At 38.3% G+C, this 13,249-nt stretch carries 12 protein-coding genes, 12 tRNA genes and 1 rRNA gene; 23 read left to right on the forward strand and 2 right to left on the reverse strand.

Annotation, left to right across the window (positions count from 1 at the left end; genetic code table 11):
* The first annotated feature begins 2 nt into the window (after positions 1-2).
* The 3 genes from murF to uvsE all read left to right on the forward strand — a co-directional run bounded on the left by murF (position 3) and on the right by uvsE (position 4,331).
* A complete protein-coding gene (gene murF, locus Q3V31_RS28010; protein ID WP_329767552.1) occupies positions 3-1,379 on the forward strand; it encodes a UDP-N-acetylmuramoyl-tripeptide--D-alanyl-D-alanine ligase in 1,377 nt (458 codons plus the stop codon).
* Positions 1,380-1,683: 304 nt separating this feature from the next.
* Positions 1,684-3,276 (forward strand): degradosome RNA helicase CshA, encoded by a 1,593-nt coding sequence (cshA, locus tag Q3V31_RS28015; protein WP_000206606.1) that lies wholly within the window; start codon positions 1,684-1,686, stop codon positions 3,274-3,276.
* 92 nt (positions 3,277-3,368) lie between these two features.
* On the forward strand, positions 3,369-4,331 hold the full coding sequence (uvsE, locus tag Q3V31_RS28020) for a UV DNA damage repair endonuclease UvsE (protein WP_000961172.1): 963 nt from the start codon (positions 3,369-3,371) through the stop codon (positions 4,329-4,331).
* Here the strand turns inward: uvsE and Q3V31_RS28025 are convergent.
* Positions 4,324-4,896 (reverse strand): rhomboid family intramembrane serine protease, encoded by a 573-nt coding sequence (locus Q3V31_RS28025; RefSeq protein WP_090814358.1) that lies wholly within the window; start codon positions 4,894-4,896, stop codon positions 4,324-4,326. The two genes, uvsE and Q3V31_RS28025, sit on opposite strands and share 8 nt — an antisense overlap.
* A 92-nt stretch (positions 4,897-4,988) precedes the next feature.
* Between Q3V31_RS28025 and acpS the strand changes: the two genes are divergently transcribed.
* The 6 genes from acpS (at position 4,989) to Q3V31_RS28055 (ending at position 10,934) form a co-directional block, all read left to right on the forward strand.
* Positions 4,989-5,348 (forward strand): holo-ACP synthase, encoded by a 360-nt coding sequence (acpS, locus tag Q3V31_RS28030; protein ID WP_000635042.1) that lies wholly within the window; start codon positions 4,989-4,991, stop codon positions 5,346-5,348.
* Between the two features lie 156 nt (positions 5,349-5,504).
* On the forward strand, positions 5,505-6,455 hold the full coding sequence (locus Q3V31_RS28035; RefSeq protein WP_002074203.1) for a LolA family protein: 951 nt from the start codon (positions 5,505-5,507) through the stop codon (positions 6,453-6,455).
* 118 nt (positions 6,456-6,573) lie between these two features.
* On the forward strand, positions 6,574-7,743 hold the full coding sequence (gene alr, locus Q3V31_RS28040; RefSeq protein ID WP_090814357.1) for an alanine racemase: 1,170 nt from the start codon (positions 6,574-6,576) through the stop codon (positions 7,741-7,743).
* 311 nt (positions 7,744-8,054) lie between these two features.
* On the forward strand, positions 8,055-8,342 hold the full coding sequence (locus Q3V31_RS28045) for an antitoxin EndoAI (protein ID WP_000004570.1): 288 nt from the start codon (positions 8,055-8,057) through the stop codon (positions 8,340-8,342).
* Between the two features lie 4 nt (positions 8,343-8,346).
* Positions 8,347-8,697 carry a type II toxin-antitoxin system endoribonuclease NdoA gene (gene ndoA, locus Q3V31_RS28050; protein ID WP_000635965.1) on the forward strand — a complete coding sequence of 117 codons (351 nt, stop codon included), beginning with the start codon at positions 8,347-8,349 and terminating at the stop codon, positions 8,695-8,697.
* A 68-nt stretch (positions 8,698-8,765) separates the two neighbouring features.
* Entirely contained in the window at positions 8,766-10,934 is a 2,169-nt protein-coding gene (locus Q3V31_RS28055; protein WP_139266009.1) for a Tex family protein, read from the forward strand.
* 57 nt (positions 10,935-10,991) lie between these two features.
* Here the strand turns inward: Q3V31_RS28055 and cmpA are convergent, their stop codons facing one another.
* Positions 10,992-11,108: a cortex morphogenetic protein CmpA gene (cmpA, locus tag Q3V31_RS28060; protein WP_001143642.1), complete on the reverse strand. Its 117-nt coding sequence runs from the start codon at positions 11,106-11,108 to the stop codon at positions 10,992-10,994.
* Positions 11,109-11,317: 209 nt separating this feature from the next.
* Here cmpA and Q3V31_RS28065 point away from each other — a divergent pair, with 209 nt between their 5' ends.
* From Q3V31_RS28065 to Q3V31_RS28130, 14 genes are all read left to right on the forward strand, one after another.
* Positions 11,318-11,779: a SprT family protein gene (locus tag Q3V31_RS28065; RefSeq protein WP_329767558.1), complete on the forward strand. Its 462-nt coding sequence runs from the start codon at positions 11,318-11,320 to the stop codon at positions 11,777-11,779.
* A 114-nt stretch (positions 11,780-11,893) separates the two neighbouring features.
* Positions 11,894-11,968: transfer RNA gene (locus Q3V31_RS28070), tRNA-Asn, on the forward strand.
* Between the two features lie 3 nt (positions 11,969-11,971).
* Positions 11,972-12,062 (forward strand) — tRNA-Ser (locus tag Q3V31_RS28075).
* An 8-nt stretch (positions 12,063-12,070) separates the two neighbouring features.
* A tRNA-Glu gene (locus tag Q3V31_RS28080) sits at positions 12,071-12,145 on the forward strand.
* A gap of 4 nt (positions 12,146-12,149) precedes the next feature.
* Positions 12,150-12,225 (forward strand) — tRNA-Val (locus tag Q3V31_RS28085).
* 24 nt (positions 12,226-12,249) lie between these two features.
* A tRNA-Met gene (locus Q3V31_RS28090) sits at positions 12,250-12,326 on the forward strand.
* A 3-nt stretch (positions 12,327-12,329) separates the two neighbouring features.
* Positions 12,330-12,405: transfer RNA gene (locus Q3V31_RS28095), tRNA-Asp, on the forward strand.
* 87 nt (positions 12,406-12,492) lie between these two features.
* Positions 12,493-12,567 (forward strand) — tRNA-Gln (locus Q3V31_RS28100).
* Between the two features lie 5 nt (positions 12,568-12,572).
* Positions 12,573-12,645 (forward strand) — tRNA-Lys (locus Q3V31_RS28105).
* Between the two features lie 16 nt (positions 12,646-12,661).
* Positions 12,662-12,744 (forward strand) — tRNA-Leu (locus Q3V31_RS28110).
* A gap of 98 nt (positions 12,745-12,842) precedes the next feature.
* Positions 12,843-12,919: transfer RNA gene (locus Q3V31_RS28115), tRNA-Arg, on the forward strand.
* Positions 12,920-12,922: 3 nt separating this feature from the next.
* Positions 12,923-12,999 (forward strand) — tRNA-Pro (locus Q3V31_RS28120).
* Between the two features lies 1 nt (position 13,000).
* Positions 13,001-13,071, forward strand: a tRNA-Gly gene (locus tag Q3V31_RS28125).
* 76 nt (positions 13,072-13,147) lie between these two features.
* Positions 13,148-13,249 (forward strand): 16S ribosomal RNA (locus Q3V31_RS28130); the annotation flags it as partial.

Consider the following 13,249-nt stretch of genomic DNA (forward strand, 5'->3'; position numbering starts at 1 on the left):
TCATGATAAACCGAACGTTAAAACAAGTAGAACAGATGATAAATGGTACTGGATTAGCAAAGCAGTATGAGGGAATTACTATAAAAGGAGTGTCTATTGATACGAGAAAAATTGAAAAGGGAAACTTATATGTTCCGATTCAAGGTGAACGTTTCGATGGACATGCTTTTGTAGATAAAGCTGTTGAAAGTGGGGCTGTTGCTACATTATGGATGAAAGGTGTAGCAAATCCGCCTGAGAATCTTCCTGTTATTTTTGTAGAGGATACGCTATCAGCGTTACAAATGTTAGCGAAAAACTATCGCGATCAACTGGATGTTAAAGTTGTTGGTGTAACAGGTAGTAACGGTAAAACGTCTACGAAGGATATTGTAACGAGTCTTCTTGCAACTAAATTTAAAGTTCAAAAAACAGAAGGTAATTTCAATAATCATATTGGTTTACCTCTTACTATTTTAAACCTAGAAGAAAATACAGAAGTTGCTGTATTAGAAATGGGTATGTCAAGCCGTGGGGAAATTGAATTCCTATCCAAGCTAGCTCGTCCTAATGCGGCTATTATCACGAATATTGGTGAGGCGCATTTAATGGATTTAGGCTCTCGTGAGGCGATTGCAGAAGCGAAATTAGAAATTGTGACAGGGTTACAAGAAGGTGGAGTGTTCGTATATAACGGAGATGAGCCATTATTAACGAATCGTGTTCCTGAAATGAATTTAGCAGCGGAAACAGTTACGTTTGGTGATGCAAGAGCAAATGATTATTATCCAACTACTGTAACATTACAGGCAACTGGAACGCATTTTAAAATGAATAGAGAAGAAAAGATTTCATTCTATATACCAGTGTTAGGGAAACATAATGTGTATAATACACTTGCTTCAATGGCAATTGCCAAACATTTTGGTGTAACATGGGAAGAAATGAAAAAAGGTTTAGTAACGCTTCAAATGACAGGCATGCGTATGGAAATTGTAAAAACAAATAGTGGTTTAACAATTATCAATGATGCTTATAATGCAAGTCCAACGGCTATGGAAGCAGCGTTCCACCTAATGAATGGTTTAGATGGATTTGCTAAAAAAATTGTTGTACTTGGTGATATGCTAGAACTTGGTGATCAAGAAGTACAATTCCATTATGAGGTAGGTAAATTAATCGACCCAGCAAAAATTTCATATGTATTCACATATGGTAGATTAGGGGCTCAAATTGCTGAAGGAGCGAAAATTAACTTCCCTAATGAACGTGTAAAGGCGTATGATAATAAAGAAGAGCTAGTAAAAGAGTTACAAGCAGTAGTTGATGTGAAAGATGTTGTATTAATAAAGGCATCTCGCGGTATGAAATTAGAAGAAGTAATTACGATGTTGAAATAATTGGTGTATATAAACAGGGATGATAGCTACGAAAATAGAGGAAACTTATAATAAGCGCTTACAGTAAATATAAAAAAATAAAAGTGAAGAAAAAAGCTCTGAATATGAAAATAAGGTAACAGTTGGGTTTGCTTTTTGCACATACAAAACTTATAATTGATAAAGTGTAATAACGTTTAGAAGTATTTTCGTGTAGAAATACGCCCGTTTATATACGTGAGCATTCAGGAAAAGGGCTTTTCCGCCAATTCGGAAAATGCCTTTTTTTAAATGATAAGTATAGGATAGAAAAGGAGAAGTAACATTGACAACATTTCGAGAATTAGGATTAAGTGAATCTTTATTGCAATCTGTTGAAAGTATGGGCTTTGAAGAGGCTACGCCGATTCAAGCTGAAACAATCCCACATGCATTGCAAGGTAAAGATATTATTGGGCAAGCGCAAACAGGTACAGGGAAAACAGCAGCATTTGGATTACCGCTATTAGATAAAGTAGATACTCGTAAAGAAGCAGTTCAAGGTATTGTTATCGCGCCAACGCGTGAATTAGCAATCCAAGTTGGAGAAGAGCTATACAAAATTGGTAAACATAAACGTGTTCGTATTTTACCAATTTACGGTGGTCAAGATATTAACCGCCAAATTCGTGCTCTAAAAAAACACCCACACATTATTGTTGGTACGCCGGGTCGTATTTTAGATCATATTAACCGTAAAACACTTCGTTTACAAAACGTTGAGACTGTTGTTCTTGATGAAGCGGATGAAATGTTAAACATGGGCTTCATTGAAGATATTGAAGCGATTTTAACAGATGTGCCAGAAACACATCAAACATTATTATTCTCAGCGACAATGCCAGATCCAATCCGTCGTATTGCTGAGCGCTTCATGACTGAGCCTCAACACATTAAAGTAAAAGCAAAAGAAGTAACAATGCCAAACATTCAGCAGTTCTATTTAGAAGTGCAAGAAAAGAAAAAGTTTGACGTGTTAACACGCTTACTAGATATTCAATCTCCAGAGCTTGCAATCGTATTCGGTCGTACAAAGCGTCGTGTTGATGAATTATCAGAAGCATTAAACTTACGTGGTTATGCAGCAGAAGGTATTCATGGTGATTTAACACAAGCGAAACGTATGTCTGTATTACGTAAATTTAAAGAAGGTGCTATTGAAGTTCTTGTTGCAACGGACGTTGCTGCGCGTGGTCTTGATATTTCAGGCGTAACACACGTATACAACTTCGATATCCCACAAGATCCAGAATCATACGTTCACCGTATCGGTCGTACTGGCCGTGCAGGTAAAAAAGGTATTGCAATGTTATTTGTAACACCACGTGAATCAGGACAATTAAAAAATATCGAGCGTACAACAAAACGTAAGGTTGACCGTATGGAAGCACCGACACTTGACGAGGCACTAGAAGGTCAACAACGTTTAATCGCTGAAAAACTTCAAAGCACAATTGAAAATGATAACTTATCATACTACAAGCGTATTGCAGAAGAAATGTTAGAAGAGAATGACTCTGTAACAGTAGTAGCTGCTGCTTTAAAAATGATGACAAAAGAGCCAGATACAACACCAATCGCTTTAACATCAGAACCACCAGTTGTTTCAAGAGGTGGCGGTTCTAAAAAACGCGGTGGTAACGGAGGCGGATACCGTGATGGTAACCGTAATCGTAGTCGTGATGGTCGTAGTGGCGATGGTCGTAACCGTGACCGTAACCGTGATGGACGCAGTGGCGATGGTCGTAACCGTGATCGCAATCGTGATGGTGGTAGCCGTGATGGTAACCGTGGTCGTAGAGGTGAAGGTCAAGGTCGCCCTGGATCTTCTTCAAATGGACGCGGCGAAAGAAAACATCATAGCCGTCCACAAGCTTAATAAAAAAGAGAATGCCCTTTGCTGGCATTCTCTTTTTTTATTTCTGTAATTGTGCATACTACATAATAACTCGTATAGAAAAGGGGTGCCATATGCTTGTAAGACTCGGGTACGTCGCGATGAGTGTACATTTGAAGAATGCATCTCCATCTCAAACGATGACATATGCACAGTTTCAGCGGATTGATGATCGAGAGGCTGCGATTCGTAAGCTCGAAAGAATTGCTAATTCGAATTTGGAAAATTGTTTACGGTTATTAAAGCATAATAAAGGGCATGATATATCTTTCTTTCGGCTTAGTTCCAAGCTTATTCCTTTAGCGAATCACGAGGAGTTATTAGAGTGGAACTATATTCGCCCCTTAAAAGAAAATTTAAAGGTGCTAGGTGAGTACGCAATTCGTATGAATATGCGAATTGATTTCCATCCGGATCACTTTGTTGTACTAAATTCACCTGAGGAGAGTATTTTCAAGCAATCTGTAAAGACATTGCAGATGCACAAAAAATTATTAAAGGGTATGGGAATTGAACATAAGCAACGATGTGTATTGCATGTTGGCGGAGGATATAAAGATAAAGAGCTCGCATTAGAGCGCTTTATAGAAAATTGGTCTAACGTTCCAAGAGGTATTCAAGAGATGATTATATTAGAAAATGATGATACGACTTTTTCTTTAGAAGAAACATTGTATTTAGGAGAGAAATTAGATATTCCAGTCGTGTTTGATTTGCATCATCATATGATGAATAATGACCAGGAAGATTGGCATGAAGATTGGGCACGTGTTGTTCATACGTGGGAAACATCTTTGTTACCAGTTAAAATGCATATCTCTAGTCCTAGAGATGAGAAAGACCCGAGGGCACACGCGGATTTTATTGATGTTGATACATTCTTATCTTTTTTAAGAAGGATAAAGGGAAGTGTTGGGCAAATTGATTGTATGATTGAGGCGAAGAAGAAGGATGAGTCTTTATTTCAACTCATGAGAGATTTAAGTCAACAAATAGATGTGGAAATTGTCGATGGTGCGAGCTTCTATATTAAATGAGCTCTGCACCATCGGATTTTTTTGTTAAAAGGGGAGCTGAAACGCCGCCGATTATTAAGCCTGTTAAATGGCTTATAGGATTAGCGGAAGGATTAAAGAAAGTAAATAAAAGTAATAGAAGTATCATGATTGAAAAAATAGCAATTTCTTTTGGGTTTGAAGAACGATATCGACTATACAATAAAAATAATTGTGCACCTAGTAATCCAAAAATGCCACCAGATGCTCCGGCATGAATATAGTCAAGAGGCATAATAATATAAGAAGAAATATTTCCGATAATGCCAGAAAGGAAAAAAATAATGATGAAAGAAAAATGTCCTAGTTGTTTTTCGATAGAAGAACCAAGAACAAATAAACAAATGCTATTGGAAAGAAAATGTTGTAAGTCTACGTGTACAAATAGGGAAGTTATGACACGCCACCATTCTCCTTTAGCGATATATTCATTGTAGGCTGCCATGTGAAAGAGGGAAAAATCGCTCAATATAATCATGACTAATTGTATAAGAAGTAAAGAGAGGATGACTGGTTGTAATAGCGTACGAGTAGATGGTATTAGCATGTTGTTAGTATCACTCCTTTTGCATCAGAAAGATTCTCTGTTATTCTTACAATATGAATGCAGAAAGCTAAATAGAAGAAGGGGATTTTGAAATGATTGTAGGGATTGGAATCGATATTATTGAATTGAATCGAATTGAAAAAATGCTAGATGGAAAGCTTAAATTTATGGAACGTATTTTAACTGAAAGTGAACGTAATGTTGCCAAGGAGCTGAAAGGAAGTCGTCTTACAGAATTTGTGGCAGGAAGATTTGCAGCAAAAGAAGCGTATTCTAAGGCGGTAGGGACTGGAATTGGGAAAGAAGTTAGTTTCTTAGATATAGAAGTAAGGAATGATGATAGAGGTAAGCCGATTCTTATTGCAAATACAGAGCATATTGTTCATCTATCAATTAGCCATAGTAAAGAATTTGCTGTTAGCCAAGTTGTTTTAGAAAGCTCGTCACGCTAGTCTGCATATTTTATATCTTTGTCTCATATATTTGAGGTAGCGATAAGGAAGGCATATCTTCCATTCATTTATAGGGGCAAAGGGGCTGAAGTGATGAAAAGGCGTCTGTTTTTAGTTCTCATCGGTTTATTGACCGTTTTTGTGTTGGCGGGCTGTATGGAAAAGAAACAGGAAGATGTTGTGAGAGATTTAGAGGCAAAAGTTAAAGGTATGAAGAGTTATCAAGCTGAAGCGAAATTATCTATTAAAACAGGAAATGAGCCGCAGGAGTACAGTGTAGAAATTTGGCATAAAGAACCTTCGTATTATCGTGTGAATTTAAAGAATGCGAAAAAGGATCAGAGTCAAATTATTTTAAGGAATGATGAAGGCGTATTTGTATTAACGCCTGCGCTTAATAAGAGCTTCCGTTTTCAAAGTGATTGGCCGCAAAATAGTAGCCAGGCTTACCTATATGAATCACTTGTAAGAGATATTTTGCAGGATAAGAAAAACCTGACTTTCGAGAAAACAGATAAGTATTATATTTTCAAAACAAAAACAAACTATCAACATCAAAATATGTTACCGAAACAAGAGATTACATTGAAGAAGAGTGATTTAACACCAGTTTCTGTGAAACTGATGGATAATGATCAAAATGTCCTTGTAAAAGTAGATTTCACTAAAGTAAAGTTTGATACAAAGTTTGATAAAGGTGCATTTGATACGAAACAAAATATGTCCAGAGCACAAGTAGATGTTCAGACAACAGCGAAAGAAGACAAACCGTTTGCTATTTTGTATCCACGTGACACGCCGCAAGGCATGACGTTGAAAGAGGAAGAAGAGTTGAAGACAGCCAGTGGCAAGCGTACGCTACTCACATATACTGGAGGTAAGAAATCTTTTACTTTAATACAAGAAAAGGCAAAAGTTGCAGAGGCTTCATCAGCGGTAAGTGTAAGTGGAGAGCCAGTTGACCTTGGCTTCACGATTGGTGCATTGACGAAAGATTCTGTAACGTGGTCGCATAATGGAGTAGAATATATGCTCGTGTCTAAAGGTTTAGAGCCGAATGAGTTATTGATGGTTGCTCGATCGGTTACAGCGAAGCAGGTGAAGTAAACTTCTTAGACGTGGTGATATATGTGCACCACGTCTTTTCTTAGTTTGAAGGTGGATTTCATAAAAAGAAGCATATAAAAGAATAAGCTTCGCATATCGTGTATAAGGAAGTGTATTTATGGAAGAAGCACCGTTTTACCGTGACACTTGGGTGGAAGTGGATTTAGATGCGATCTATAACAATGTTACGCATATTAAAGAGTTCATTCCAAGTGATGTAGAAATTTTTGCTGTAGTTAAAGCGAATGCATATGGGCACGATTATGTACCAGTGGCTAAAACCGCATTAGAAGCAGGGGCAACAAGATTAGCAGTTGCTTTTTTAGATGAAGCTTTAGTGCTTCGGAGGGCTGGTATTACTGCACCGATTTTAGTGTTAGGTCCTTCCCCACCCCGTGATGTAAATGTTGCTGCTGAAAATGATGTAGCATTAACTGTTTTTCAAAAAGAATGGGTGGAAGACGCGATAAAGCTCTGGGATGGTTCGTCAATAATGAAATTCCATATTAATTTTGATAGTGGTATGGGGAGAATTGGAATACGTGAACGTAAAGAATTAAAGGGGTTCTTAAAGAGTTTAGAAGGCGTGCCATTTTTAGAGTTAGAAGGAGTATATACACATTTTGCAACAGCCGATGAGGTTGAGACTTCTTACTTTGATAAGCAATATAATACATTCTTGCAACAGTTAAGTTGGTTGAAAGAATTTGGAGTGAACCCTAAATTTGTCCATACAGCCAATAGTGCTGCAACGTTAAGGTTTCAAGGGATTACATTTAATGCAGTGCGAATTGGTATTGCGATGTATGGACTATCCCCATCTGTAGAAATACGTCCTTTTTTACCATTTAAATTGGAACCAGCGTTGTCGCTTCATACGAAAGTTGCTCATATTAAGCAAGTGATTAAAGGGGATGGGATTAGTTATAATGTCACATATCGAACGAGAACTGAAGAATGGATAGCGACAGTTGCGATTGGATATGCAGATGGCTGGCTTAGAAGATTGCAAGGATTTGAAGTGCTTGTAAATGGTGAAAGGGTACCGATTGTAGGGCGGGTAACAATGGATCAACTCATGATACATCTGCCTTGTGAAGTTCCACTTGGTACGAAAGTTACACTCATTGGAAGACAGGGAGATGAGTATATTAGTGCCACCGAGGTTGCTGAATATTCCGGGACTATTAATTATGAAATTATCGCGACGATAAGCTTCCGTGTACCGAGAATATTTATACGACATGGTAAAGTTGTAGAAGTAATCAATTATTTGAACAATATATAGAAGAAGGTATTATTACTCAGCATCTCGTCATTTGGAGGAGTTTCACTAATAAAGAATAGGCTCTTTGTTGCTGGGGAGCTTCTTTTTATAATTGTTATTAATATAAGTTACAATGAAATATTACTGAAGGATTGCTTTATTTCTTGTTTGGAAGAGATAAAAAGTAAAAGAAGATGAATGTTTTATTTATGAATTGGAAAACATAAGCAAGGAATAAGGAAGTCTTTGCAACAGGCTCCATACAATGGTATTATTACAATAGGTGTCATATATATATTTGGGTGTGTAGTTGACGGTGGAGGTGTATTTTTGTGTCCGAATCAAGTGTAACTACTGAAATCGTGGTTCGGTTACCAAAGCAAATGGTAACGGAATTGGACGGAATTGGAAAACAAGAGAATAAGAATCGCCATGAACTAATTTGCCAGGCAACACAACTGTTATTGCGTCAACATAAGACGAAGAAACGCTACCAACATGAATCAATGCGACGTGGGTACATTGAAATGGGAAAAATTAATCTTGGTATTGCATCGGAAGCTTTCTTAGCAGAGTATGAAGCAGCTCATACAGTAGAACGCTTAGTTAGCGGGGGGTAATATTTTGATTGTAAAACGCGGCGACGTGTATTTTGCAGACCTTTCCCCAGTTGTTGGTTCTGAGCAAGGAGGCGTTCGTCCGGTTCTTGTCATTCAAAATGACATCGGAAATCGTTTTAGTCCGACTGTGATTGTAGCGGCTATTACTGCACAGATTCAAAAAGCGAAATTACCCACTCATGTGGAAATTGATGCGAAAAAGTACGGTTTTGAGAGAGATTCTGTTATTTTACTTGAGCAGATTCGAACAATCGATAAGCAACGCTTAACGGACAAAATCACTCATTTGGATGAAGTGATGATGAGTCGTGTAGATGAAGCGTTACAAATTAGTTTAGGACTAATAGATTTTTAAATCGGCAGTTTAAGTTGCTCTCTTTACAGGGCAACTTTTTTTTATTATAGAGGAGGTTACGGTTGGATATGGAAATGGTAGATAATCGACAAGGGTTAATGAAAATGTTAGTGAAAGAATTAGGCTTTACAGAAAAGCAAGTTCGTCATGTTATTCAATTAACAGAAGAAGGTAACACAGTTCCATTTATCGCTCGTTACCGAAAAGAATGGACAGGATCTCTAGATGAGGTGCAAATTCGTGCAATCTTAGAAAGATGGCAATATATGATGCAACTAGAAGATAGGAAAGAAGAGGTTCTTCGTCTTATTGGTGAAAAGGGGAAACTAACCGAAGAATTGCGTCGTCATATTGTTGCTGCAACAAAACTTCAGGAAGTAGAAGATTTGTATCGTCCTTATAAAGAAAAAAGAAGAACGAAAGCTACAATAGCTAAAGAAAAGGGATTAGAACCGTTAGCTGAGTGGCTATTGTTATATAAAAAAGAAAATCCAACAGAGAAGGCTATGGAATTTGTTGATGGAGAAAAAGAAGTGGAATCCGCAGAGGATGCGTTGCAAGGTGCGCAAGATATTATCGCGGAACTTGTTTCGGATAATGCGTCATATCGTAGTTGGATTCGGAATACTACTTTCCGAAAAGGGATTATGTCTTCATCTGTAAAAGATAAAGAAAAAGATGAAAAGAATATATATGAAATGTATTATGACTATGAAGAACCGTTGCAAAAAATAGTGCCGCATCGAGTGTTAGCGATGAATCGTGGTGAAAAGGAAGATGTATTAAGAGTTTCTGTTGTTACACCGACTGAGGAAATTAATCAGTTTTTACATAAAAAAATGATTCGTGATGAAGCTTCTAAAAGTGCACACTATGTACAATTAGCGATTGAAGATGGATATAAACGATTAATTCAACCTTCAATAGAAAGAGAAATTCGTAAAGAATTAACAGAAACCGCTGAAGAACAAGCGATTCATATTTTCTCTGAGAATTTACGTAATTTATTATTACAGCCTCCAATGAAAGGGAAAGTTGTGCTAGCGGTAGATCCGGCATATAGAACAGGTTGTAAATTATCAGTAGTAGATGATACAGGGAAAGTTCTTAATATAGATGTTATTTATCCGCATCCACCTGTTCGTAAATATGAGGATGCAAAAAAGAAAGTTCTTTCAATTATAGATAAATATCAAGTTGAAATGATAGCAATTGGAAATGGTACAGCTTCTAGAGAAACGGAAGAATTTATAGTAGATGTACTACAAAATGTAAAACGGGATGTATTTTATATTATTGTAAATGAAGCGGGTGCTAGTGTATATTCAGCATCTGATTTAGCTCGTGAGGAGTTCCCGGATTTACAGGTTGAAGAAAGAAGTGCCGTTTCTATTGGGAGACGTCTACAAGATCCGCTTGCTGAGCTAGTGAAAATTGACCCTAAATCTGTAGGGGTAGGACAATATCAACATGATGTATCACAAAAAAGATTAAATGAATCGTTAACATTTGTGGTAGAGACAGCTGTTAACCAAGTTGGCGTTAATGTAAATACAGCTTCAGTTGCGTTGTTACAATATGTTTCAGGATTATCAAAAACAGTTGCAAAAAATATTGTAGCTAAGCGTGAGGAAGATGGGAAATTTACGAAGCGTACTGAATTAAAGAAAATTCCTCGTTTAGGTGCGAAAACATATGAACAATGTATTGGATTTTTACGTATATTAGAAGGGGCGAATCCGTTAGATCGCACAGGGATTCATCCAGAACAATATAAAAATGTTGAATTGCTATTAAAAAGTCTAGGGTTATCAAAGAATGATGTAGGTAAACCGAACTTGCAGAAGAGTTTAGAGGGAGTAGATGTTTCTAAATTATCTCAAGAGACGGAGATTGGCGAGCCGACTTTGGTTGATATTATCGATGCTTTAATTAGTCCAGAACGAGATATGAGGGATGAATTGCCAAAACCACTTCTGAAAAAAGGGATTTTGAAATTAGAAGATTTAAAGCGTGGTATGGAGTTAGAGGGAACGGTTCGTAATGTTGTTGATTTCGGTGCCTTTGTTGATATAGGTGTAAAGCAAGATGGCTTAGTGCATATTTCTAAACTCAGCAAACAGTTTGTAAAGCATCCGTTAGATGTTGTATCCGTAGGGCAAATTGTAAAAGTATGGGTAGATGATATTGATACGAAAAAGGGTCGTGTTGCATTATCGATGTTACCAATTGAATAGTAAGTAAAGAGAGCAGATGAAACTGCTCTCTTTTTATGGATAGGAAAGTTTCGTTGATTATGAGCTTTGATGTATTTTACTATAATAAAACCAGCATTCATTTAGTAATTTGATTTGATACCGGTTTTTTTCGAAGTATGCACGTTGCATTTGTTTCTTTAGCCACGTAGGCATAGGAATCCCTCCTTGTTTAATCCTGCTCTCAAACATCTCTTCTTAATTAGTTAAAGAAATATTGATGAGAGGTTGGTGAGTGGATTTCTATCAATGCTTTATTTTTAGAAATCACGCTTCTTGAATGAGGATGGGTATATGTACTATTTAATATATGTATAGGAAGGGAGAAAAGTGTAAAAATATTTTTTGTTTAGGAGGAATGAGGAATGGATGAGCAAGAAATTCAGTGGTTAGTGGAAGAGGTATCGTTACAATACTTTGGGATGCCGTTTTTACATAAAGCGATGTTTAATAGTAGGTTACGTACAACTGGTGGGCGTTATCTATTGAATACTCATAATATAGAACTGAATTATCGATATTACGAAATGTATGGCAAAGAAGATTTAGTCAGGATTGTTAAACATGAACTTTGTCATTATCACCTACATATCACAGGAAAAGGGTATAAGCACCGAGATAGAGATTTTCGTGAGTTATTAAAGAAGGTAGGGGCACCCCGTTTTTGTAAACGAATGATTAATGAAGAGAAGAAGGAAACAAAAGTTTATACGTATGAATGTACGAGATGCTCACTTCAATATGTAAGAAGGCGTCAAATAAATACACAAAGATATGTATGTGGAAAGTGTAGAGGGCAACTAAAACTGGTAGTGAAAACATCTTGACAGTGAAAACGCAATCCAGTATATTATAAACATGTCACGTTTGCACAAGATGTTGTGAAAAAACCTCTTGACTTACGGTGATAATTTTTATAAGATACAAATTGTCTTCATTATTCCGCAGTAGCTCAGTGGTAGAGCTATCGGCTGTTAACCGATCGGTCGTAGGTTCGAGTCCTACCTGCGGAGCCATACAGAGAAGTACCCAAGTGGCTCAAGGGGCTCCCCTGCTAAGGGAGTAGATCGCTAACGCGGTGCGAGGGTTCGAATCCCTTCTTCTCTGCCATACATACTGGCCCGTTGGTCAAGTGGTTAAGACACCGCCCTTTCACGGCGGTAACACGGGTTCGAATCCCGTACGGGTCACCACTTCGGAGGATTAGCTCAGCTGGGAGAGCACCTGCCTTACAAGCAGGGGGTCGGCGGTTCGATCCCGTCATCCTCCACCATATAAATTATATAAGTAATATTATCGCGGGGTGGAGCAGTACGGTAGCTCGTCGGGCTCATAACCCGAAGGTCGCAGGTTCAAATCCTGTCCCCGCAACCAAATGGTCCCGTGGTGTAGTGGTTAACATGCCTGCCTGTCACGCAGGAGATCGCCGGTTCGACCCCGGTCGGGACCGCCATTTTAACTTCTGCTATATAGCAGTTGTTTTTTATTGGACATTATGGTACAATAACATTTGTCTTTGAAAAGAAGATAAGTATTTCGATGGGCTATAGCCAAGCGGTAAGGCAACGGACTTTGACTCCGTCATGCGCTGGTTCGAATCCAGCTAGCCCAGCCATTTACGAGCCATTAGCTCAGTTGGTAGAGCATCTGACTTTTAATCAGAGGGTCGAAGGTTCGAATCCTTCATGGCTCACTTTTGTTTTTTCCGCGCGGTCGTGGCGGAACGGCAGACGCGCTAGGTTGAGGGCCTAGTGGGGGAAACCCCGTGGAGGTTCAAGTCCTCTCGGCCGCATCAAAAAATCTTTTTAAAAAAGTACTTGCATTTGAAAATGTAGTATGATAAGATAATTGAGTCGCCAAAAGACAACGAAGAAAAAACATCATGAATAAGCGCCCGTAGCTCAATTGGATAGAGCGTTTGACTACGGATCAAGAGGTTAGGGGTTCGACTCCTCTCGGGCGCGCCATAACGGGAAGTGGCTCAGCTTGGTAGAGCACCTGGTTTGGGACCAGGGGGTCGCAGGTTCAAATCCTGTCTTCCCGACCACGCGGGTGTAGTTTAGTGGTAAAACAAGAGCCTTCCAAGCTCTGGTCGAGAGTTCGATTCTCTTCACCCGCTTTTAGTTCTTTGAAAACTGAACGAAACAAACAACGTGAACGTCAATTTTTATTTTTTGATGCTAGACAAACTAACTTTATTGGAGAGTTTGATCCTGGCTCAGGATGAACGCTGGCGGCGTGCCTAATACATGCAAGTCGAGCGAATGGATTGAGAGCTTGCTCTCAAGAAGTTAGCG

Source organism: Bacillus nitratireducens (assembly GCF_036320425.1).
Lineage (GTDB): Bacteria > Bacillota > Bacilli > Bacillales > Bacillaceae_G > Bacillus_A > Bacillus_A nitratireducens.